The following is a 22,145-nucleotide window of genomic DNA, read 5'->3' as shown; positions in this document are numbered from 1 at the left end:
ACCCTGGGCAATGAGCGCTTCGGTCTCGTCAGCGTGCCTGAGAGCGTGACCGAGCTTCACCTCTTCGTCGATCACGATGCTGGTGGCGAGCTGGCAGCGTCGCGTGGCCTGGCCGCTTATGCCCGCGATGGGCGGACGATCCACGTTCGGAAACCATCCTCACGCGACACCGACTGGAACGATGAACTTACAGCATGGCTGCGCCGCAAAGCGGCGCGGTAGAGGAGAGAGAGCTTCTCGAATTCCTGATCCGGCAGAGGGCGTGTCCCGATGCCTTCATCAGGAGGACGAATTGCCATGTTTCAATCAGACCTGTTTCCCGCTGGCGAGCAGTTGCCGTCCATGCCCTTGGCCTATGCCATCGGCACCCGAGTTGCCGCGCTTCTTGCTTCGGGACGTCATCTTACCCGTACCGACATTTCCGGGCTGTTCGCCGAAGAGACCGGTGTTCTGGACTGGGGAGGTGCCTGGACGATCGACGATTACAACAGCGCGGTCGAGATCGGCGCGCTGCTCTGGCTTCGAGACTCCTCACGCATCGATCTGGCGACGAATGTACACGAAGCCGAAGCGCGGTTCGACTGGCTCGAAGCAGCCTTGCCGCCGCGGCATGTTCGCAGCGAAGCGCAGGTTGATCTCCAGCAGTTCTCGACCCCGCCGATGCTGGCCTGGCTTATGGCGAAGGCCGCAGCTGTCTCTTCGCGAGATACGCTCCTCGAACCGTCCGCAGGCAATGGTGCCCTTGCTCTCTGGGGTTCCCTCCAGAACGCTTCGCTACTTCTCAACGAGATCGATCCGGCAAGACGAGACGGTCTGGCCCACGTCTTCCCCACGGCCACCATCACTGCGCATGACGGGGAACTCATCGCCGACTTGCTTCGCGGCCCTGTTCCGTCTGCCGTGCTGATGAACCCGCCGTTCGCTCACAGCCTGGAACGCGGCAAGGACGGTGAGACCGCTATGCGTCACCTACGCGGTGCAATTCGGGCCGCTGCTAATCGGGCGAGGATCGTCGCTATTATGCCTGAAGGCTTCGACGCCTCCACCTTCGCCAAGGAACAGGACGAAGTGTCGCTGCTCCTCGATGTCCGGCTACAGAAGATGTTTCGCCGGACAGGGACGGGGATCGCTGTTCGCCTGGTTGTGTTCGACAAGACGCCGACTGCGTCCTCGCCTGCGATCACCGGAGATACTGCCGACCTCATCTCGCTCCACGAGCTTATCACTGCGCTTCCGCCACGCGTACAGACCTCCGCCAACATCCATCGCCTGCCTCTCGGCAAGCCAGTGCGCCTCGTTGGCAAGACTTCGGCCCAAAGCGGGCCGGTGCGGCCGGTGGCGCCGTTCGCCGCGACACCAGCAGCGACGGCGAATGCGATCGACCTTGCCTATTCGGTCCTCGCCGACCCCGCGCCTGTGCCCGAACAGGCAGGCATCTACCTGCCTTACCGGCCCAGCCGCATCGCCTTCGAAGATGCTCCGGTCCATCCCACCCCGCTCGTGGAATCGGTCGCCATGGGTTCGGTCGCGGCACCGCAGCCCGATGTTTGCCCGCGCCTTCCCGCAGGTTGGCAGGCCGATGGCCTGCTGTCCGAAGCGCAATGCGAGACACTGGTCTACGCTGCCCAGGCATTTGCGCGCGATCTTCCGGGTCAGTTCAAGGTGAGCCAGGAAGGCACCTCGCTGGAACTCTCCGAGGACGGACACTCCTACCGCCAAGGCTTCTTCCTCGGCGACGGAACCGGAGCGGGCAAAGGACGGCAGATCGCCGCGGTCATCATGGATCGCTGGCTCGCAATCGAGCGCCGACATGTCTGGATCACCAAGAACGAGGCGCTGCTCGAAGATGCACGCCGCGACTGGGAAGCGCTTGGCGGGCTGCCGCTCGATCTCCAGCCGCTCTCGCGCTGGAAACTCGGCCAGCCCGTAACGATGTCCGAAGGCATTCTCTTCGTCACCTATCCGACGCTGCGCTCGGGCCGCGCCGAGGATACGCGGCTCGACCAGATCCTTGCCTGGGCGGGCGAGGATTTCGACGGCGTGATAGCTTTCGACGAAGCCCACGCCATGGCCAATGCGCTTGGGGGCTCTTCAACCCGCGGTAAGGTCAAGGGCTCCGAACAGGGCATGGCTGGCCTAAGGCTGCAGAACCATCTCCCGCGCGCCCGCGTGCTCTACGCGTCCGCCACTGGCGCCTCGGATATAGCCAACCTCGGTTACACCTCACGGCTTGGCCTCTGGGGACCGGAGACCGCCTTTCCGACCCACGAAGCGTTCATGACCGAAATTCGCGCCGGCGGCGTCGCGGCGATGGAGCTTGTCGCCCGCGACCTCAAGGCCCAGGGCCTCTATCTCGCCCGTGCGTTGTCCTTCGCCGGGGTCGAGCACGAAATCCTCGAACACAGCCTGACCGAAGCACAGGTGCGGATCTACGATGCCTATGCCGATGCTTGGGCAATCATTCACCGCAACCTCGAAGCTGCGCTCGAAGCAACCCGCGTGGTCGACGAGGACAGCGGCGATACGCTCAATCGGAACGCCAAGGCTGCGGCGCTGTCGATTTTCGAAGGCACCAAGCAGCGCTTCTTTGCCCAGCTCCTGCTCTCGATGAAACTGCCGAGCCTCATCCCCGCGATGGACGCGGCGCTTGGCGAAGATCATTCGGTTGTCGTGCAGCTGGTCTCGACCGCCGAGGCCATGCTCGACCGGCGCCTTGCCGACCTTAGCGTGGAAGAACGCGAAGCGCTCGATATCGATCTGTCCCCGCGCGAGTATGTCATCGACTACCTCGCCAAGAGCTTTCCGGTGCGATTGATGCAGGTCTTCGCCGACGACGATGGCAATCTTCGCTCCGAGGCGATGAGTGACGAGGAGGGCAATCCCGTTTTCTGCCCGCGCGCCATCGCCGCGCGCGACGCGCTGATCGAGCAGCTCTGTGCGCTGCCGCCCATCGCCACTGCGCTAGACGCGATCATCGAGCATTTCGGGACCGAGGCCGTCGCCGAGGTTACGGGCCGGACCCGCAGGCTGGTATCGGGCCGCGATGGTCAACAACGTCTCGAACGGCGTAGTCCCAGTGCCAATGTCGCCGAAGCGCAGAGCTTCATGGAAGGGACCAAACGTATCCTGGTCTTCTCGGATGCGGGCGGCACGGGGCGATCCTACCATGCCGACCTTGGCTGCCGGAACCAGCAGCGCCGGGTCCATTTTCTGCTCGAGCCGGGCTGGCGCGCCGACAACGCCATCCAGGGTCTCGGCCGTACCAACCGCACCAACCAGGCCTCGGCCCCGCTGTTCCGGCCGGTAACCACCGACGTGAAGGGCGAGCGCCGGTTCATCTCGACCATTGCGCGAAGGCTCGACGCATTGGGCGCGCTGACGCGCGGCCAGCGCCAGACCGGCGGACAGAACCTGTTCGACCCGGCCGACAATCTCGAAAGCGACTACGCGCGCGAAGCGCTCAGCCGCTGGTTCCAGCTGCTCTATGACGGCAAGCTCGAGGCCACGAGCTTCGGCAATTTCGTCGAGCGGACCGGCCTCCGACTTGAAAGCCCCGATGGCGGATTGACCGATAATCTCCCCACGATCCAACGCTGGCTCAACCGCATTCTCGCGCTGCCGATCGCGCTCCAGAACGCCATATTCGACGAATACCTTGGTCTCGTCGAAGCGCGGATCGAAGCTGCGCGTGAAGCCGGAACGCTTGATCAGGGACTGGAAACCGTGAGGGTCGATCGCTTCACGGTGCTCGCCGATGAACTCCTGCGCACAGACCCTGTGATCGGTGCCGAGACCCGTCTCGTCTCGCTCGAAGTGACGAGGCACCTTCGGCCTCTGCGATTGAAGCGCCTAGTGCGGATGCACGAGATTGGCAGTTCGCACGCGATCCCGATGCGCAATGCGCGCTCGGGCAAGGTCGCGCTGTCGGTTCCGACCCGCCGTCTCATCACCGACGACGGGGCCGTGATCGAACGCCGACGCCTTCTGCGCCCGCTCAACTCCGCGAACTGGACAATCGAGGCACTCGCTGAAAGCCACTGGGAAGAAATTGGCGTCACCGCATTCACGAGGGCCTGGCGTGCCGAGGAAGAGCGAGCGGCCAAGTCACCGGTGACCGAGCGCGTGCATCTCGCCACCGGGCTGCTGCTCCCGGTGTGGAAACGTCTGCCGGGCGATCATGTCCGCGTCACCCGGCTCGTTGCCGAGGACGGTCAGTCGATCATCGGCCGCGAAGTGCTCGATATCGATCTCGCTGCGATCGCTGAGACCTTTGGCCTCTCCGGAGTTACCGGTCCGGCGCCGGACCAGATCGGCGATCTCGTCCTCGCCAGCGGCAAACCGTTGGGCCTCGCAAGCCACGATCCACTCACAGTGAAGCGTTCGCTGGTTGGCGGCGAACAGCGCCTTGAACTGACCGGATTCTCGCCGGATCGCCTCGACTGGTACAAGAACAAGGGCTGCTTCACCGAGATCATTCGCTACCGCACGCGGCTGTTTGTCCCGACGCCGAGAGCAAGCGAGACCCTCCAAAGCATCGCAATCAAGTCTTGAACTTCTCATTTGCCCAAATCGGGTCTATATGGAGACCAAATTCAGTCCTAAGGTGTTCTATGAAACTGGACCAGCGCATCAAACCGATCAGCTATCTGAAGGCCCACAGTGCAGAAATTATCCGGGAGATTGGAGATGGCGCCGGGCCAATGGTCATCACGCAGAATGGCGAAGCCAAGGCAGTTCTGCAGGATGTCGCCAGCTACGAGCGCGCACAAGAAACGCTCGCTCTGCTTAAACTTCTGGCGCTCGGACAGGCCGATGTTGCCGCCGGTCGGACCCGCCCGGTGGCAGGCCTCGCGGATCGCGTACGAGGTAAGTCAAACTGAATGATGGCGGCCGCTGTAGCGATCGAGATCACCTCCGGTGCGGAGCGCGATCTGGTGGGTATCTGGCAGCGCCGCCTGACGCAGCGCGGGCCGGATGGCGACGATGGTGCGGACGCACTGCTCGATGACCTTGTCGCGTCTATCGGCTCCCTTGTGAACAATCCTGAGAAAGGACCGGTTCCACCGGAACTTGAGGCTCTCGGGATCACCGACTTTCGGCAATTGTCGCGCTTTCCGTTCCGCATCATCTACGGGTATCAGCCTGAGCCAGCACCCGGTCAGGTGACCGTGTTCGTAATTGCTGATGCGCGTCGGGATTTTCGGACGCTTCTCGAAGAGCGCTTGCTCAGCAGCGGACAGGCATAGGCTCCGCCAAAGAGGTCAGGGTCCGAATGAATCTGAGCGCTGCCTCCGATTGCGCCCTAGTTTCCCTTCCTCTCCTCCCCTCCGTGTGACTGAATGAATCGACAAGTTCCCGTGTCGCGTAGCGTCAGAGCCTGATCACGTCCTTCCTTAAGTCCGGGCGACTAATCTGCCTGTGCCCGGTGCTGACTGGCCTGCGGATGAGTTCGCGCATCGAGAACAACTGCTCTCATGGACGGATCTCAGCCGATCCCTGATCGCCCCATCCCGGTCGTATAGATGGTCGCCACAGCCATTGAAGAGAGTGGAGGGAGCCCTTTGGGCTTGTGGGCCTCGTGATCCTCACCTGCGCCTTCATTCCATCAGGAGAACACCCATGATCCAGTCGATTCCCTTGAAGAAGCTCGTCCCGAGCCCGCGCAACGTTCGCAAGTCGAGCGATGTGCTGGCTGACCTCCAGCTGCGGGCAGACATTGGTGCGCGCGGTCTGCTGCAGAACCTCGTCGTGCGCAAAGGAAAGCGCGGCAAGTTCGAGGTCGAGGCCGGCGGCCGGCGTCTCGCCGCGCTGCAGGCACTGGCCGAAGAGGGCCCCTTGTCCGAAAGCCATGAGGTCACCTGCCTCGTCATCGAAGGCGAGGAAAGCGAAGTTCGCGAGGCCAGCCTTGCCGAGAACTTCCAGCGTCTCGCGATGAACCCGGCCGACGAAGCGCAGGCTTTCGCGGCGATCATCGAGGCAGGCGCTACCACCGAAGACGTGGCGCGCCGCTTCGGCCTCACCGTCCGATTCGTCGAAGGGCGTCTGCGCTTAGCAAGTCTCGCACCCTGCGTCTTCGAAGCGCTCGCCGAAGGCACGATTACGCTCGACATGGCCAAAGCCTACGGCGCGATCTCCGACGTGGAGCGCCAAGCGCATGTCTATGCCGAGCTGCAGGACGCCTGGTACCAGATCACGCCTGACACGATCCGCCGCATGGTGCTCGACGCAACTGTTCGTGGCTCCGATCCGCGAGCGGTTCTCGTCGGACGCGATGCCTACCTCACTGCGGGTGGCCGGATCGAACGCGAACTGTTCGACGACGATGCCAGCGAAAGCTGGATCGATGTCGCGCTGCTCGAGGACCTCGCACACAAGGCCATGGAAGAAGCCGCAGAAAAGGTCGCGATCGAATATGGCCTTGCCTGGGTTCGGCCGACGCTTGGCACCTATGTCAGTCATGACCTTGTCGACGGCCTCAATCGCTTGCCCTGCGAGCCTGCGCCAATGACCGACCGGGAAGTGCAGGAGCTCGGCGAGCTCGAGGCCGACTACGACCGCGTCGCCGCCGTGCTCGAAGACGAGGACAGCGATGAGGACCAGGTCGCCAAGGCAGAACAGGAACTCGTCGTCATCGACCGCGCCATGCGCGCGATCAATGATCGTCCCCCTGTGCTTGCCGACGAACTGAAACAGGAGGCCGGTGCCTTCCTCGTCCTCTCGCGCAATGGCGAGCCGACACTGGTCCCGCAGTTTTACACCGAGACCGAAGTCGTCGCCGACGAAGGTGTGGTCGAGGCCATCGAGGAAAGCGGAGCGGTGAAGACCAAGGGGAGCGCGCTGTCGCAGCGTCTTCTCGACGAGCTCGCAATGCAGCGCCGCGACATCCTGGCAATCCATCTCGCGAACGATCCCGCACTGGCGCTTGACTTCATGGTCTTCACGCTCGCCGATGCTGATGGGCATGATTGGCGCGCCAAGAAAGCGTCGACGCTGGTCGGCTCGGTTGCTTCCGGCCCGGTTGCCGGGTTCGAAGCCAAGGATGCGCCGGCGAGCGCTGCTCTGGCGGAGTTTACCGGGTCCCTCGATGAAAGCTGGCGTGCTGGCGAAAACGACGTCGAGCGGTTTGCGAGGTTCCGGGCACTGTCTGACGAGGCGCGCTCGGCTTGGCTTGGCCATGTGGTCTCTCGCACGCTTGTCGCGAGCCTTGCCTGCGAAGGCGAACGCTCGGTGCCACTGCACGAGGCGCTCGGCTCGCTCCTCGAAATCGAGACCGCGCATTGGTGGCGTCCCACGGCGGCGAATTACTTCGACAGGGTGGCCAAGGCCCGCACGCTCGAAGCGCTCGATGCCGCCGGTGGTCCCGAACTGGTCAGTCGCTACGCTGCCTCGAAGAAAGCAGAGCTGGCGAGCGCTGCCGAACGTATCTTCTCCGGCAACTTCATCGGCGAAGCTGAGGTCAAGGAACGGGCACAGGCCTGGGTTCCTTCGATAATGCGGTTCACCGATGCTGACGTTCCAGCCGATCTCGAGGAAGATGTGTTGATTGATGACGAAGCCGACGAAACGGTCAGGGACGACGCAACTGACGAGATTGCCGAGCAGGCTGCCTGACCCCTCCTGACAGGTCCAGGTCACTCGGCGGGCGGCCCGTCCCAATCGGGACGGGCCGCCTTTCTTGCTTCACACCTTGCCCGGCCACCCAGTGTGCAGATCGTCGATGACAAAATGATGCTGGTGACTGCTGCCTCCGTGCTCTTCCAAATGCGGATGATCGGATGGCAGGTCGGGATGCGAATGAAACAGCATCGAGGGGTCGTTGCGGGGCCAAAGCCACAGGGCAAGTCCAACACCCGTGGCGGCCAGGCCAGCGAGAACCAGAAAGGCTGGCATCATGCCAAGCTGTGCGCCGATTTGTCCGGCCATCGGATATGCCACGAGCCAGCAAACATGGCTGAGCGCGAATTGGGCAGCGAACAGTGCCGGGCGGTCCTCTTCCGCCGACGAGCGTTTGAGTAACCTTCCGCTCGGCGTGACGCAAAGCGAATACCCGATACCCATCGCCAGCCAGCCGACGAGCAGAAACGGCCAGAGCGTTTGGGTGCCCAGCTGTCCGAACCCTAGCCCTATCGTTTCCAGCGTGACCAGCAAGAGGCCGCCGCCAGCGATCATGACCGTGCGATCATCAGTTCGCGCCAAAATGCGCGGGAGGGCGAGCGCGGCCAGCATCGAGCCCGCTCCGTAAGCCGCCAGCGCCAGCGCAACGTCGCCTTCCGTCCGCCCCATGTTTTTCACGATAACTACCGTATTGACGATGACCATGGCGCTGCCGGCTGCCGCTGCCAGGGTTACCGCCAGCAAGCCGACAAGCCTGGGTGTTTTGAGATATACCCGCATGCCCCGCGTGGTCTTGCGCCATACGCTCTCGACACGCTTTACGACCGACTTCCTGTACGGCAAAGCCGCGCTCATTACCAGCAAGGCAGAGACCACAAAACCGATCGTCGTCCCCGCGAACAGCCAATGGAAATTTATGACAACCAGTAGCGCGGCGGCCAGGACCGGGCTGATGAGGCTTTCGAGATCATAGGCCAGTCGGGACAGGGAAAGAGCCTTCGTGTACTCCTCTTCGTCCGGGAGGATGTCGGGAATGGTGGCCTGGAAGGTAGGCGTGAAGACAGCCGATGCCGACTGCAGCACGAAAATGAGCAGATAGATTTGCCAGATCGCATCGACGAAGGGGAGTAGAAGCGCCACGCAGGCACGGATGATGTCCATTCCTACAAGCAGGCGCTTGCGGGGTAATCTGTCGGCATAAGCGCCCGCCAGGGGAGCGATGCCGACATAAGCGACCATCTTGATAGCCAGTGCCGTACCCAGGACCGCGCCGGCGTCAGCACCGGCGAGATCATATGCCAGCAAGCCAAGAGCAACCGTCGCCAGCCCCGTCCCGACAAGCGCGATGACCTGCGCAAGAAACAGGTGACGATATGTGCGATTGGTCAGAACTGAGAGCATAGCGATGTCTTCCTTCAGCCAGCGCGTGATCTAAACTACGCGCTTGATTTCGGAGTAGCTGCCGTCGGTCGTGAGGGTCACGGTGACGGTTGCGCTTGAACGATTGCGCCAGAACCACCCATGGCTGCCATCGAAGGCGGCGACGAGCGTGCCCGCTTCTCCCGTTGATGCGCGGCCCTTGCCGTACCCGTGATAAGAGATGCCCGGCGCATCGGCATGCGTATCGAAGTTGACGTGGCCGTCCTGCACCGACCATTCGTATTGGAGGCTGGCGCCTTCGACCATGACCGCCTTGACTTCCGCACCCTCGCCAGGCGCGAGCGTCAATTCGGTCACATCGGTGCGCGTTGCCGCTTCGGAACCGCTGCCGCTGTTATCGGCGAGCGAGCGAACCTCCTCGACGTCCGCATTCTGTTCGTCGGCGGCTGCTTCCGCGGCAAGCTGCTCCTTGATCTCGCCCATCTCGGAATATCCCAGAAGACGGCCCGCTCCGGTCGGATCGATCGCATATTCTGCGGGTAGAACCACGGTGACCAGAAGGACAGTCGCGGTCACCAAGGCGAACGCGGTCGCCTTGACGAGCTGGCGGTTGGTAGGAAGGTCGCTGATGGACGGGCGCTGTGAATTGAACATGTCTATTGCTCCTGGAAAAATGTGCTCAGGCTACGGCGAAGCCGACGAGTTGGTAGCCAACGAGCATGAAGCCCGCGGTCATGAGAAGAGTGTTGGCGGCGAAGGCGTGACGCATGAAGCTCTCGGTTCTGCGCCAGAAGCCCATGACGATCAGAATTGCGCCAAGCGCGAGCAATTGTCCGATTTCCACCCCAACATTGAAGGCGAGAAGGTTCGGCACGAGGCCATCGTCGGCGATCTCGAATTCAATGATCTTCGTGGCAAGGCCGAAGCCGTGAAAGAAGCCGAAAATGAGGGTTGCTGCCTTGGTGCTGGGCTGGAATCCGAACCACCGCTGGAAGGCACCGAGATTGTCCAAGGCCTTGTAAACCACCGACAGACCGATGATCGCATCGATGAGATAGGCGTTGGCGGTGATACCGGTCAGGACTCCGAAAAGCAGCGTGGTCGAATGGCCGATCGCGAACAGCGTCACGTAGATTCCGACGTCCTTCAACCGGTAGAGGAAGAAGATGACGCCGAAGAGGAAGAGCAGGTGATCGTATCCCGTCACCATGTGTTTCGCGCCGAGATAGATGAAGGGCAGGATCAGCATTCCGCTGCTCTCCTGGATGTAGCCCTTGTCCCCCTCGGCGACGTTGTGCGCCCAGGCTTCCGCACCCGAGGCGAGGAAGATCAGCAAAACTGCAATGAGCGCGAAGATGCGCACGAATGCTGTTTTGGATCGAGATTGCGTCATGGATATCATTTCGTTCTCCGGTCCCGGATGTCGACCACCTGCGGGATTACATCCTGCGGACGGCCGCTCCGGCTTCAGCTTGCGAGTTGAGGGTTGGGATTTTCGTCGGATGCCCCTGTCTGTCGAACTTCCGTGCGTTCGCCGCGAACCACCCGGTAGAGCGCTGGCAACACCAGCAGCGTCAGCGCAGTAGCCGAGACGATCCCGCCGATGACGACCGTTGCGAGCGGGCGCTGCACCTCGGAACCGAGCCCGACGTTCAGAGCCATCGGGACGAAGCCGAGGCTTGCAACGAGTGCGGTCATGAGGACGGGCCGCAGACGAGCCATGGCTCCTTCCTTGATGGCGTCCTCAAGTGGTTTGCCTTCATCCATCAGCTGCCGGATGAACGTCAGCATGACGACGCCGTTCAGCACTGCGATGCCCGACAGGGCGATGAAGCCAACCCCCGCCGAGATCGAGAAGGGAATGCCGCGCAGCATGAGCGCCGCCACGCCTCCGGTAAGCGCCAAAGGCACACCGGAAAACACGACCAGCGCATCCTTCACCGAGCGAAACAGCGCCACCAGCAGGCCGAAGATCAGCAGCAAGGCAAGGGGAACGACGATCTGAAGCCGCGCACTCGCGGATTCGAGCTGCTCGAATGTGCCGCCATAGTCGACCCAGTAACCCTCGGGCAGTTCGACCTCTGTGGCGATCCTCTCTTGCGCCTCGGAGATGAAGGAACCCAGGTCCCGTCCGCGCACATTGCTGGTGACCACTGCACGCCGCTTGCCGTCCTCGCGGCTGATCTGGTTCGGCCCCTGAACGTTCTCGATCGTCGCGACCTCCGACAGCGGGACAGACCCTCCACCTGGCAGCGCGATAGGAAGACGCTCAAGTACCTGGCGATCCTCGCGCATCTCTTCGGGCAGCCGAACAACGATATCGAAGCGGCGATCACCTTCGAAGATCTGGCCGGCCTCGGTCCCGCCGATTGCCGTCGACACCACCGTCTGAACATCGTCCACGTTCAACCCGAGCTGGGTCAGGCGGATGCGATCAGGGATGACCTGAATGAACGGCAAGCCGGTCACCTGTTCGGTCTGCGCGTCCTGCGATCCCTCGATTGAAGAGACGACGCCCTCGACCTCGGCTGCAACGGCAGCGAGCTGGTCGAGATCGTCCCCGAAGATCTTGATTGCGACGTCGGAGCGCACACCCGCGATGAGCTCGTTGAAGCGCATCTGGATCGGCTGGAGAAACTCGTAGCGCGAACCCGGCACCTGCTGGACTGCCTCGTTCATCTCGGCGACGAGTTGCTCCTTTGGTTTGCGGGGGTCCGGCCAATCCTCTCTCGGCTTCATGATCACGAAGGTGTCGGCGACCGAAGGCGGCACTGGGTCAGTGGCTACATCGGCGGTACCGATCTTCGCGAACACCTGGTCAACTTCGGGAAAGGTCCGGATCCGGTCTTCCAGGGCAGTCTGCATGGCGACCGCCTGGCTAAGGCTGGTACCCGGAATGCGCAGTGCGTGGAGCGCGATATCGCCTTCATCGAGATTGGGAATGAATTCCGATCCCATCCGGCTTGCGCCTAATCCGCTCAGGACCACCAGAGCGACAGCGCCGGCCAGCACCGCCTTTCGCGAACGCAAGGCGAAGTCGAGCATCGGACGATAACCCGATTTGGCTGCGCGCATGACGCGCGTCTCCTTCTCCTCGACCTTGCCCGTCACGAATGTCGCGACCGCTGCCGGAACGAACGTGAGGGCGAGCACCATGGCGGCGGTTAGCGCCATGACGACCGTGATCGCCATGGGATGGAACGTCTTGCCCTCCACGCCTTCGAGAGCGAAGATCGGCACGTAGACGATGGTGATGATCAGAATGCCGAAGAGGCTCGGCTTGATTACCTCGGCAGATGCGCGGGCCGCCAGCTTGAAGCGTTCCTCGCGATCAAGCAGTCTTCCGAGCGAATGCTGCGCCTCGCCGAACCGACGTAGGCAGTTTTCGACGATGATGACCGCACCGTCGACGATCAGGCCGAAGTCCAATGCCCCTAGGCTCATCAGGTTGCCGGACACGTTGTTCTCGACCATCCCCGTGATCATCAGGAGGAAAGAAAGCGGGATCACGGCAGCGGTAATGAGTGCAGCCCTGAAGTTGCCGAGCAGGACGAACAGGACAACGATCACCAGCAGCGCCCCTTCGGCGAGGTTTTTCTCGACTGTGGAGACCGTTGCCTCGACCAATTCGGAGCGATCGTAGACCGTATTGGCGACAACGCCGCCGGGCAGCGAGCGGTTCACCTCCTCCAGCCTTTCGGCCACCGCGACACTGACATCGCGGGCATTCTCGCCAACGAGCATGTAGATCGTGCCGAGCACAACTTCGCGGCCATCCTTGGTCGCCGCGCCATTGCGGATCTCCGATCCGATCTCGACATCCGCCACATCGGCGATGCGAATGGGAACCCCATCGCGGTAATCGACGATAATCCCGGACAGATCGCGTTCGTCCTCGGCCTGTCCGGGTACGCGGATAAGATATTGCGAACCCGACCTCTCGACGTAGCCGGCACCGACATTGGCATTGTTGTTTTCAAGCGCCTCGATCACGTCCTCGACCGTCAGACCGAAACCGGCAAGACGTTCGGGAAGCGGCGCTACGACATACTCCTTACGGTAGCCGCCGATTGAGTTGACCTCGGTGACCCCTGGAACCGTGCGAAGCTGTGGTCGAACGACCCAGTCATGCAACGTCCGCAGATCCTGCGCGGTATAGCGCGACCCATCGGGTTTGATCGCTCCCTGCTCGGCCTCGACCGTGTACATGAAGATCTCGCCAAGGCCCGTGGCGATAGGCCCAAGCTCGGGTTCGACCGTCTCCGGCAGGTTCGAACGTACCGCCTGCAGGCGCTCGTTGACGAGTTGCCTGGCGAAGTAGATGTCGGTGCCGTCCTCGAAAACGACGGTGACCTGGCTCAGACCGTAGCGCGATACCGAGCGCGTATAGGACAGCCCCGGCAACCCCGCGATGGCGGTTTCGACCGGATAGGTAATGCGCTGCTCCGCCTCGAGAGGAGAAAAGCCCGGCGCCGAAGTGTTGATCTGCACCTGCACATTGGTGATGTCCGGCACGGCATCGATCTTGAGCCGGCCGAAACTGTAAATGCCCACGGCGGCGAAAATGAACACCGCTGCCAGCACTGCGAAACGCTGCCTGATCGACAGCTCGACTATTTTCGTTAACATGGAATCGCGCTCCTCAGTGATCGTGGCTCGCGCCCGACTTCTCGATGTCGGCCTTGATCACGTAGCTGTTCTCGGATGCGTAGACGGTGCCTGCATCGATCCCGCTCAGCACCTCGGTCCACTCGGGACCTTCCTGACCAAGCTCGAGCATCCGCACCTCGTAGGTCTCGCCGATCTTGGCGAAGACGACGCGAAAATCGCGGAATTGCTGGATGGCGTCCGTTCTGACGGCGAGAGGCACCCGTCGCTGGTCGACCGAGACCAGACCCCGGACCGCCATTCCCGGTCGCCAGAAGCCATCGCGATTGGGGAGCGGCGCACGCGCGGTCACCGCCTGGCTGCTGACTTCCGCCAGAGGCAGGAAGTCCCGGATGCGGGAGCCCTGCGCACGCTGGCCTTCGAGGCCCCGGATGAGCACCGATTGTCCCGGGCGAACCCGCTCGATGTCGCGCGGGAAGATCGGGAAGGTCGCAACCGTGCGCGACGGATCGGAGATGACGAACATCGGGCCGCTGTCCGCGATGTCACCGATGTTCGTATTGCGCTGGGTGATCACTCCGGAAATCGGCGCGTAGATCGGATAGGTCTGCAACGATGAGCTGCTTTCCACCCGCGCCAGCAACGCCCCCCGGGCTACACGATCGCCAAGATTGGCATGCAGCGACATGACGGTGCCCGGGAATTTGGCTCCCACCTCGGCGCTGCCGGAGGGATCGAGCTCCACCCGTCCGATGATTTCCACGGTTTCACCGACCTGCTGCGGTCCGACCGTTTCGGTCCGAATGCCGGCCGCACGTGCCGCCTCGTCCGATATGGTAACCCGACCCTCGTAGGATTCGAACGCCCATCGATGGGTGTTGTCGCCTTCGCTTGCCACCACCACCACGTCGAAACTGTGCGGTTCGACGAGAACCCCCTGGCCCCGGAGGTAATCCTGTTCCGGTTCGAATTCGAACGTGGTCTTTTCGCCGTCCAGACGCGTGATCATGACCCGGGCACGGACCGTTTCGGGATCGACGGGCTCGTTGTCACGGTAGGCGTAGAGACGGTATTCGGGCGGAACACCGTCTTCGAAGACGGTAACCTCGATAGCGAAGTCGCCGTCACGAAGCATGCGACCGTTGTGTGGACCGCGCTCGTATTCGCCCTCTGCGGCTGCCTGTTCTTCGGAAGTTTCCGGCGAATCCGCCGACTGGCCGCAGGCGGTAAGTGTCGCTGCAAAGCACGCAGCAAGGAATAAATGCGTCTTGCGCATGATCAGTAACCCCCAACAAGTTCGATGAAGCGGCCAGTCAGTCGGTCGTAGTCGACCTTGGCCTGATGATATTCGGCGAGCGCATCGACGAAGCGGACTCTGGCTTCGTGCAATGCGGTCTGGGCAATGGAGACATCGAGAAAGGTGAACCCTCCGCGATTGTAGCCGGCACGGACCTCCCGAAGGGTCTGTTCGGCACCAGGCACCACCTGCTCCTGGATCGCCTCGGCCTCGTGGCGCGCCTCTTCGACGCGTTCGGCAGCCAGAGCGATCTGCCGGCGACGCTGGAACCGTTCGACCGCGAGGTCCGCCTCGACCTGCCGCTGCTCGGCCGCGGCGCGGTCGATGTTGGCCCGATTGAGCGCGCGGTTGGGCAAAGGCAGCGAGAAGCCCGTAATGACGGCGACGTCGCCATTGCCGAACAACCTGGGCCCCGCGAAGACAGTTGGATCGGTCCGCGAATTGGCTTCCTGGAGCCGATAGTTCGCGTCCGCCCTCTCGCGCCGGGCCTGGAAGACGGCAAGATCGACTGGTGTAAGGTCGGTACTGGTGGTGGCAATCTCTTCGGCTTCAAGGAAGCCCGAGGTCACGACCCCGATGCTGCCTGGATCCCCGCCGGTAAGAAGCGCCAGGCGCGCCAGAGCGGCTTCGAAGGCGTGTTCCGCCAGCCCAAGATCCACTCGGGCTTCGGCCAGTTGCGTGCGGGCCCGAGTACCGGCGAAGAGAGGGTCGCGCGCCTCATCGACCCTGCGCTGCACCTCATTGGCGAGGGTCTCGGCGATCTCGACCCTGCTCCTGGCAAGTTCGAGCGACAGGGCCGCAGCCTGCGCTTCCACGTACAACGCCTGGACTTCGCTTGCGAGATCGAGACGCCGAACGAGTGCCTCGGCCTCGGCAACGGCGATATCGCCTTGCGCGAGGCCCACACGCGCCGCGCGCTTGCCGCCTCGCTCCAGTCGCTGGTTGTAGGTCCCGTCGATCTGCCATTGCGAAAAGCCCGGGGTGCCGATGTTCTCGACGGTCCCATCGATCGTGGGTGCAGGGTTGGTATCGGCAGCGCTTCGCACTGCGGTGAGGCCGTCGAGGCGCGCGGCGGTCGCCTCGCCCTGCGGTGAACTGGCGACCGCAGTTCGAACGGCCTCCTCGAGTGTGTACGTCTGGGCGGATGCCGAGGTCGCCCACACCAACGTGGCCGCCAGAAGGGCGGCACGCGTGGACACGTGCATGATAGATTGCTCCTGATTGTCTGAACGGAAAGTGGCCCGGAATGCGGGCCGGATTCAGAAAATCAGGCTGATGGGGGCTGGGTTAACGGAGCTGGCGAAAAGCCGATGAGAGGCGATGTCTCGCCCGGCCGCAGAAGTGTTCGAGGCGCTGGGGCGTTGCCCGCGAACTCGGTCTGGTCCGGCATCGCAATCGAACTGTGCGAATGCGAAGCGGGGTGCGGCACGATATCTTCGGACGCGACCGAATCGGCGTCTGTCTCGACCTCGATGACATCGGCGGAATTGTGCTCATGCGCATGATGCGCGCTTGCCGCCTCGTGTGCATGCGCCGCTTCCAGATGCGGAATCGATCCCGGAAGCCCGCCATGCGAGACCAGGAGCAATGCCAACAAAAACAGGAAATGGAGCTGGCGCATTGGCGGGCGGTTAGCCGATCGCAAGCGAATGGGCAAGCCGCGGGGATCGGTCTTTGTGCGATTGCTTGCCGTGCAACCCCGTGTCCGACGGAAGATCCGGCGCGTGCAACGTGAAACGCAGCAAGGAGAGAGGAGAGGGAGCTTTGCTCTTCCTGAACCGGGACATGCCCGTCCCGGCGATCAGGAGAACTCCCATGACCAAGTCCCGCAGCACCGCTTCAGCTTCGCCGGCCCAGCGCATCACCGCCGCCATCATCGAAAAGCTTGAGCAAGGCACCAAGCCATGGGTCAAACCGTGGCGCGGTGTGCCGGTTTCGCGGCCCTTGCGCGCCTGCGGAACGCCCTATCGCGGCATGAACACCTTCTGGCTGTGGATGGTGGCCGATGGCTGCGGCTACGCCTCGCCTTACTGGATGACCTACCGCCAGTGCCAGAAACTCGGCGGACAGGTCCGCAAGGGCGAGAAATCGACCATCGCGATCTTCTACAAGAGCTATACCAAGGAGGTCGAGAACGCCGAAGGCGAGGCCGACAGCGAAAACCGGCGCGTGCTCAAGGCCTATGCCGTGTTCAACGCTGACCAATGCGACGGTCTCCCCGAGTTCTATCACCCCAAGCCACTCGTTGCCGCGCTTGAGCCCGAAGGACGCGAAGACCGCCTTGATGCCTTCTTTGCCCATATCGGCGCCGACTTGCGGCATCATGGTGCGCAGGCCTATTACGAGCCGCTGCGCGACCGCGTCACAATGCCGCCAGCCGAACTCTTCGAAGCCTATGACCACTACTACGCAACGCTCGCACACGAGCTGTCGCACTGGACGGGGCATTCTTCGCGGCTCGACCGCGATCTCAAGAATCGCTTTGGCAGCGATGCCTATGCTGCCGAGGAATTGATCGCCGAGCTGTCCTCGGCCATCCTCGGGGCCGAACTGGGTCTTCCGGTCACCCACCTCGACCATCACGCCAGCTACATCGCGTCCTGGCTCAAGATCCTCAAATCGGACGAGCGCGCGATCCTCACCGCCGCGGCCAAGGCCGAGGAAGCGGCCAGCCTGTTGCTTGACCTTGGGGGTCACCAATCCTGCGAAAGCGAGACCGATGTCGATCTCGCTGATGCAGCCTGAGGAGCGGTGAGATGGGACGTTCCGTCAGCTATCCAACTGGCTCCGTGGTTGCCTTTCGCCTGCTTGATGAAGGCGAAGACCAAGATGTCGACTGGGCCTATGAGTGCCTAGTCGACGAGATCATCGATACCGCGAAGGCGGCCTTTCCTTCCTTTAAGCGCTTCGATGGATGGCGCGGCCGCGAGGACCGTATCCTCCTGCGAAACGCCTTCGCCGATTCCGGCATATCGACCTATTGCGGCCTTGCCGCGATCTGGCTCGCCGAACGCGACGATGCCAGGTACTGGGAGGCCGACTTCTACAACCCACGAACGGCGAGGGCGCGGCACTGGCTCGGCCAGGTGTCGGGACGGTTCATCGACCTGTTCGGTGAGCTGCGCCTGATCGGACGGTTATCGAACGGCGAAGCGATCTTCGAGCGAGACGTCGCGGCTTTGCAACAACCCAAATAACAGGCCCGAATGCCCCCTGCTCAGAGAGGTTTCCGTGCAACGAGATCGATAAGTGCCGATTTGCCGGAGTTCCCGGTGCCCTCTTCCATCTCGGCATCGTAGGAGGCCAAACCTTCGATGTGCCAATCGGCGAATGCCGCATCCAGAAGCTGTTCGGAATATAGATTCTCGAATAGTCTGCGGCCCTCCCGTGCCATAGCCCAGTTGTTCCTCACGATAGCCTTCGAGAAGCAGGATCCCACCCGGTTTGAGGGTGCGGCGCAGATCGTCGAACATCCTGTTTCGCAAACGGGGTCTGGCAAACTGGATGAAGATCGCGATTACCGCATCGAAGCCCTCCTCTGGCCAGTCCCAATCGGTCAGGTCTGCCCGTATGAAGTCTACATCGACGCCGCGTTCCTTGGCCAGGCGGCGCGCCTTGTCGATTGCTACTCGCGATATGTCGGTTGCGACAACGCTATGTCCGTTCTGCGCGAGGAAAACGCTGTTGCGCCCCTCGCCATCGGCGATCGCCAAAACCTTCGATCCGGGCGCGAGCCGATTGGCTTCTCGGGCGAGAAACGCGTTGGGCCTCGTTCCGAAAAGGTAATCGTCCGGTGCGTAGCCTCATTCCAGAAGGCCGCCTGGTCCGGTTCAGCCATTGGCCGCCTTCCACGCACCCATGGAGCCGAGATAGACGTCCAGCTTGTCGAAGCCGCGGCTCGCTAACCACCCGGCAGCAACCGTGGCACGCATCCCGCTGGCACACATCAACGTGTAATGCTGCGCCGGATCGAGTTTGCGATAGCGCTCGTTAAGTTCGCCCACATAAATATGCTCGGAACCTTCGATCGCATCTGACGCACGTTCGTCCGCATCCCTGACATCAAGCAACGTCCACCCATCTTCGCCGCCTTCCAGGCGACGCTCGATTTCCTCGGTTCCGATCATCGGGATAGTCCGCATCGCCTTGCCCTGCGCAGCGGCAGGCACGACGCCGATATAACCGCCTTCGATATTGTCGAGTGCGATCCGCACGAGATGCGTCATGGCAGCTTCGAGCTGGTCTTCATCGGAAGCAATGAGAGCGACACTCTCGCCTTCGCGGATGAACCATCCGGCGAATGCCGAGATCATGCCGACCGGCAGATTCATCGAACCGGGAAGATGGCCTGACGCAAAGGCAAGCGGTTCGCGCACATCCACCCGGTGATCGACGTCGATGTCGCCCAATTCGGACAGCGACAGGCGTTTGGGCCGCATCACGCGAGGCGCAGGATCGCCGCCCTCCAGATTAAGGCGCTCCATCAACCGGAAATAGGGCGGCTGGTAATGGTTTTCCTCCACCTTGAAGTCGATGAAGGCATCCCGGCTTTCGAACTGCAGGCGCGGATTGTTCGCGCGCTCGTGGCCGAGGGTCGAGAACTCGCGTTCGGCCATTCCCGATCCGCAGACAGATCCCGCTCCATGTGCCGGGTAGAGAATGACTTGGTCCCCAAGCGCCATAATCTTCTGCAGCGAGTCGTAAAGGAGGCCAGCGACCTCGCGCTTGCGATCGGGATAGAAATCGGTGCGACCGACGTCGCCGACGAACAGCGCGTCTCCAGTGAACACGCCGACTGGCCCATCGGGATAGGCAGTGTCGTGGAGCACAAAAGCAAGATGATCGTCCGTATGTCCGGGCGTTTCCAGCACTCGAATTTTGAGCTGGCCGATTTCAAACTCATCACCCTCGTGCGCCGTGTCGGCATATTCGACCGTTTCCGCAGGATTGGGACCGTGCAGGACACGCGCGCCGGTTAGTTCTTTCAGGATGGGCGCCCCGGACACCAGATCCTCGTTGCGATGTGTTTCGAAGATATGGCAAATCTCCAGCCCCTCGGCGCGTGCCATTTCCACATAGCATTCGCAGTCGCGGCGCGGATCGATGACGGCTGCCTTGCCGCCCGAACCAATCAGGTAGGACAGGTGGGACAGGCCGGGTGTCTTGATTTTCTCGAGCAGCATGATGCCTCCTTTGACGATAAAAAGCTGGACCGGCGTGAACCGATCCTGCTTTCAAAAGATCCGATGACGCGTCACGCTCAATCCTTTTTCACCGGGCGCAAGTAAGAGCGAAGTGCGGTCAAGCCCTCTAGGAAGGAAGCTTTCGCATCCTCGTCGGAAACCCAAGGAGGAATGACCGCATCCTTGTGCGATCACAGCTTCAATCTCGCGGCGACGCGCATCCTTGTCAGTAATGACAGGCATCAAATCATCCCTCGTGCGGCATCCCCGATTGGTTCGGCAGGTGGCCCGCCATTGGCGGAGAGTTCTCTGAAAGCACGGTTCTGCGACAGAAACACCTGCCCGTTGAGATCGTCGATAAAATGGGTCCGCTTCAGCCGGTCCATCACCGGACCCTTCACTTCGGAAAGGTGGAGGCCGATCCCAGCGTCGATCATGCGATGGTTGATCGCTTCGAGGCTTTCGAGACCGGAGGCATCGATTTCATTGACCGCGCTGCACATCAGGATCAGGTGCCGCACGTCGGGCCGGTCGGCGATCTCCTCCAGCACGTATTCCTCCAGCCAGCGCGCGTTGAGATAGGTCAGGCTCTCGTCGATCCGGATCGACAGCACGTGCGGAACCGTGAAGACCTTGTGCCGATCCATATTGCGAAAGTGTTCGGTCTCGGGGACGCGTCCGACGATGGCCGCATGCGGGCGACTGGCGCGCCAGAGATAGAGAAGCAGGCCGACGCCAACGCCCGCGATCACACCCAGCTCGACGCCCGCAAGCAGCGTGATGGCGATCGTCGCAATGTGCGCCGCGAAGTCCGCCTTGGAATAGTTCCACAGCTGCCCAGGCGTCTTGAGATCGACGAGGCTGAGAACCGCGACGATTATCGTTGCGGCCAGTGTGGCGATAGGCAGGCTGTAGAGCAGCGGGGTCAGGAACAATCCCGCGAGCGCGATACCGACAGCCGTATAAGCCCCGGCTGCGGGCGTTTCCGCCCCGGCATCGAAATTGACGACCGAGCGGGCAAATCCACCGGTGACGGGATAGCCGCCGGAAAAGGCACTGGCGATGTTGGTTGCGCCGAGGCCGATCAGTTCCTGGTTGGGCGCGATCCGCTGACGGCGCTTCGCGGCCAGCGTTTGCGCGACTGATACGCTCTCGACGAAACCGATGATCGAGATGAGCAGAGCCGGAACCCACAATTGCCCGATGAGACCGAGATCGGTCGAGGGCAGGGCGAAAGGCGGCAGGCCCTGCGGGATAGCGCCGACGAGATTGACGCCGCGATCCTCAAGATCGAGGCCGATGGTGACGAGGATTGTCGCGACGACCGCTATCACCGGACCTGCCTTGGCGGCGATGTCGGCGGCGCGCGGGGTCAGGCTCAGTCTGACCAGTGCCGGTCTCAAGCCCTTGCGAACCCAAAACAGGAACAGGGTCGCCGGGATGCCGATCGCGAGGGTCCAAGGGTTGATCATGTTGATCGCGGCGGCGAGCCCGCCGAGCATTTCAGGCCAGTTGTCGCCGCCCGCCGATACGCCTAAAATGTGCTTCACCTGGCTCGTCGCGATCAGGATGCCGCTGGCGGTGATGAAGCCGCTAATGACGGGGTGCGAGAGAAGATTGGCGAGGAAGCCCATCCGCAGGAACCCGAGAACGGCCAGCATCACGCCGGACAAGGCAGCGAGGGTGATTGCCGCCTCGAGATAAAGTTCAGTCCCCTGCGCCGCGACTGCCCCGGCAGCACTCGCCGTCATCAGCGAAATGACCGCTACGGGCCCCACCGCAAGCGTACGGCTGGTGCCGAAGATCGCGTAGGCGACCAGCGGCAGGATCGATGCATAGAGGCCGACAACCGGTGGCAACCCCGCCAGCAGCGCGTAAGCGAGACTCTGCGGAATCAGCATTATCGTGACGATGATCGCCGCGACGAGATCGTTCGTCAGGACCGATCCGTTGTAGGTCCGGCCCCACTCGAGAATCGGGAAATATTGCGCCAGCGGTGCCGGCTTGTGCCGGCGCGGCAAGCCGGACGCCCCGCCTTCCGCCCCTGGATTGCTGTCGCTCAC

General features: G+C 62.3%; 16 protein-coding genes and 2 pseudogenes. 7 read left to right on the top strand and 11 right to left on the bottom strand.

Annotated elements, in window-relative coordinates; all coding sequences use genetic code 11:
* The 5 genes and pseudogenes from D2V04_RS02570 to D2V04_RS02550 all read left to right on the top strand — a co-directional run.
* Window positions 1-222: pseudogene (locus D2V04_RS02570) on the top strand (toprim domain-containing protein); the annotation flags it as partial.
* 75 nt (window positions 223-297) lie between these two features.
* Window positions 298-4,551, top strand: a complete 4,254-nt coding sequence (locus D2V04_RS02565) for a strawberry notch family protein (protein WP_119511792.1) — start codon at window positions 298-300, stop codon at window positions 4,549-4,551.
* 59 nt (window positions 4,552-4,610) lie between these two features.
* Window positions 4,611-4,880, top strand: a complete 270-nt coding sequence (locus D2V04_RS02560) for a type II toxin-antitoxin system Phd/YefM family antitoxin (RefSeq protein WP_010240558.1) — start codon at window positions 4,611-4,613, stop codon at window positions 4,878-4,880.
* Window positions 4,881-4,883: 3 nt separating this feature from the next.
* Entirely contained in the window at window positions 4,884-5,246 is a 363-nt protein-coding gene (locus tag D2V04_RS02555) for a type II toxin-antitoxin system RelE/ParE family toxin (RefSeq protein WP_040379303.1), read from the top strand.
* Between the two features lie 373 nt (window positions 5,247-5,619).
* Window positions 5,620-7,611, top strand: a complete 1,992-nt coding sequence (locus tag D2V04_RS02550) for a ParB/RepB/Spo0J family partition protein (RefSeq protein ID WP_119511791.1) — start codon at window positions 5,620-5,622, stop codon at window positions 7,609-7,611.
* 69 nt (window positions 7,612-7,680) lie between these two features.
* Here D2V04_RS02550 and D2V04_RS02545 read toward each other — a convergent pair whose 3' ends face one another.
* From D2V04_RS02545 to D2V04_RS02515, 7 genes are all read right to left on the bottom strand, one after another.
* Entirely contained in the window at window positions 7,681-9,015 is a 1,335-nt protein-coding gene (locus D2V04_RS02545) for an MFS transporter (protein ID WP_119511790.1), read from the bottom strand.
* A gap of 30 nt (window positions 9,016-9,045) precedes the next feature.
* Window positions 9,046-9,648, bottom strand: a complete 603-nt coding sequence (locus D2V04_RS02540; RefSeq protein WP_119511789.1) for a transmembrane anchor protein — start codon at window positions 9,646-9,648, stop codon at window positions 9,046-9,048.
* 25 nt (window positions 9,649-9,673) lie between these two features.
* Window positions 9,674-10,387 (bottom strand): HupE/UreJ family protein, encoded by a 714-nt coding sequence (locus tag D2V04_RS02535; RefSeq protein WP_228766213.1) that lies wholly within the window; start codon window positions 10,385-10,387, stop codon window positions 9,674-9,676.
* Between the two features lie 74 nt (window positions 10,388-10,461).
* Window positions 10,462-13,623: an efflux RND transporter permease subunit gene (locus D2V04_RS02530; protein WP_119511787.1), complete on the bottom strand. Its 3,162-nt coding sequence runs from the start codon at window positions 13,621-13,623 to the stop codon at window positions 10,462-10,464.
* Window positions 13,624-13,636: 13 nt separating this feature from the next.
* Window positions 13,637-14,878: an efflux RND transporter periplasmic adaptor subunit gene (locus D2V04_RS02525; RefSeq protein WP_119511786.1), complete on the bottom strand. Its 1,242-nt coding sequence runs from the start codon at window positions 14,876-14,878 to the stop codon at window positions 13,637-13,639.
* Between the two features lie 2 nt (window positions 14,879-14,880).
* Window positions 14,881-16,104: a TolC family protein gene (locus D2V04_RS02520; RefSeq protein WP_119511785.1), complete on the bottom strand. Its 1,224-nt coding sequence runs from the start codon at window positions 16,102-16,104 to the stop codon at window positions 14,881-14,883.
* Between the two features lie 62 nt (window positions 16,105-16,166).
* The gene (locus D2V04_RS02515) at window positions 16,167-16,520 is read right to left on the bottom strand and encodes a hypothetical protein (RefSeq protein ID WP_119511784.1); all 354 of its coding nucleotides are present in this window, start codon (window positions 16,518-16,520) and stop codon (window positions 16,167-16,169) included.
* 194 nt (window positions 16,521-16,714) lie between these two features.
* Here D2V04_RS02515 and D2V04_RS02510 point away from each other — a divergent pair, with 194 nt between their 5' ends.
* Together D2V04_RS02510 and D2V04_RS02505 are read left to right on the top strand one after the other, a co-directional pair.
* Window positions 16,715-17,644, top strand: a complete 930-nt coding sequence (locus D2V04_RS02510) for an ArdC family protein (protein ID WP_119511783.1) — start codon at window positions 16,715-16,717, stop codon at window positions 17,642-17,644.
* An 11-nt stretch (window positions 17,645-17,655) separates the two neighbouring features.
* Complete coding sequence (locus tag D2V04_RS02505; protein ID WP_119511782.1) at window positions 17,656-18,096, top strand: hypothetical protein; 441 nt, start codon at window positions 17,656-17,658, stop codon at window positions 18,094-18,096.
* A gap of 20 nt (window positions 18,097-18,116) precedes the next feature.
* Here the strand turns inward: D2V04_RS02505 and D2V04_RS18100 are convergent, their stop codons facing one another.
* The 4 genes and pseudogenes from D2V04_RS18100 to D2V04_RS02490 form a co-directional block, all read right to left on the bottom strand.
* Window positions 18,117-18,293, bottom strand: coding sequence for a hypothetical protein (locus tag D2V04_RS18100; RefSeq protein ID WP_228766214.1), 177 nt, complete (start codon window positions 18,291-18,293; stop codon window positions 18,117-18,119).
* 67 nt (window positions 18,294-18,360) lie between these two features.
* Window positions 18,361-18,612: pseudogene (locus tag D2V04_RS18095) on the bottom strand (class I SAM-dependent methyltransferase); the annotation flags it as partial.
* Between the two features lie 117 nt (window positions 18,613-18,729).
* Window positions 18,730-20,082 (bottom strand): MBL fold metallo-hydrolase, encoded by a 1,353-nt coding sequence (locus tag D2V04_RS02495; RefSeq protein WP_119511781.1) that lies wholly within the window; start codon window positions 20,080-20,082, stop codon window positions 18,730-18,732.
* Window positions 20,083-20,324: 242 nt separating this feature from the next.
* Window positions 20,325-22,145 carry a SulP family inorganic anion transporter gene (locus D2V04_RS02490; protein ID WP_228766212.1) on the bottom strand — a complete coding sequence of 607 codons (1,821 nt, stop codon included), beginning with the start codon at window positions 22,143-22,145 and terminating at the stop codon, window positions 20,325-20,327.

The organism is Pelagerythrobacter aerophilus (assembly GCF_003581645.1).
Lineage (GTDB): Bacteria > Pseudomonadota > Alphaproteobacteria > Sphingomonadales > Sphingomonadaceae > Pelagerythrobacter > Pelagerythrobacter aerophilus.
Note: the sequence above shows the minus strand (reverse complement) of the source record. Positions and strands in the feature narration are given on the sequence as shown.

Bases quoted from the DNA above. Each gene is read 5' to 3' on its own strand.
- D2V04_RS02525 (WP_119511786.1), bottom strand. From the start codon at position 14,878: ATGCGCAAGACGCATTTATTCCTTGCTGCGTGCTTTGCAGCGACACTT.
- D2V04_RS02515 (WP_119511784.1), bottom strand. From the start codon at position 16,520: ATGCGCCAGCTCCATTTCCTGTTTTTGTTGGCATTGCTCCTGGTCTCG.
- D2V04_RS02530 (WP_119511787.1), bottom strand. From the start codon at position 13,623: ATGTTAACGAAAATAGTCGAGCTGTCGATCAGGCAGCGTTTCGCAGTG.
- D2V04_RS02510 (WP_119511783.1), top strand. From the start codon at position 16,715: ATGACCAAGTCCCGCAGCACCGCTTCAGCTTCGCCGGCCCAGCGCATC.
- D2V04_RS02560 (WP_010240558.1), top strand. From the start codon at position 4,611: ATGAAACTGGACCAGCGCATCAAACCGATCAGCTATCTGAAGGCCCAC.
- D2V04_RS18100 (WP_228766214.1), bottom strand. From the start codon at position 18,293: ATGGCACGGGAGGGCCGCAGACTATTCGAGAATCTATATTCCGAACAG.
- D2V04_RS02505 (WP_119511782.1), top strand. From the start codon at position 17,656: ATGGGACGTTCCGTCAGCTATCCAACTGGCTCCGTGGTTGCCTTTCGC.
- D2V04_RS02540 (WP_119511789.1), bottom strand. From the start codon at position 9,648: ATGTTCAATTCACAGCGCCCGTCCATCAGCGACCTTCCTACCAACCGC.
- D2V04_RS02555 (WP_040379303.1), top strand. From the start codon at position 4,884: ATGGCGGCCGCTGTAGCGATCGAGATCACCTCCGGTGCGGAGCGCGAT.
- D2V04_RS02495 (WP_119511781.1), bottom strand. From the start codon at position 20,082: ATGCTGCTCGAGAAAATCAAGACACCCGGCCTGTCCCACCTGTCCTAC.
- D2V04_RS02520 (WP_119511785.1), bottom strand. From the start codon at position 16,104: ATGCACGTGTCCACGCGTGCCGCCCTTCTGGCGGCCACGTTGGTGTGG.
- D2V04_RS02535 (WP_228766213.1), bottom strand. From the start codon at position 10,387: ATGACGCAATCTCGATCCAAAACAGCATTCGTGCGCATCTTCGCGCTC.
- D2V04_RS02545 (WP_119511790.1), bottom strand. From the start codon at position 9,015: ATGCTCTCAGTTCTGACCAATCGCACATATCGTCACCTGTTTCTTGCG.
- D2V04_RS02565 (WP_119511792.1), top strand. From the start codon at position 298: ATGTTTCAATCAGACCTGTTTCCCGCTGGCGAGCAGTTGCCGTCCATG.
- D2V04_RS02550 (WP_119511791.1), top strand. From the start codon at position 5,620: ATGATCCAGTCGATTCCCTTGAAGAAGCTCGTCCCGAGCCCGCGCAAC.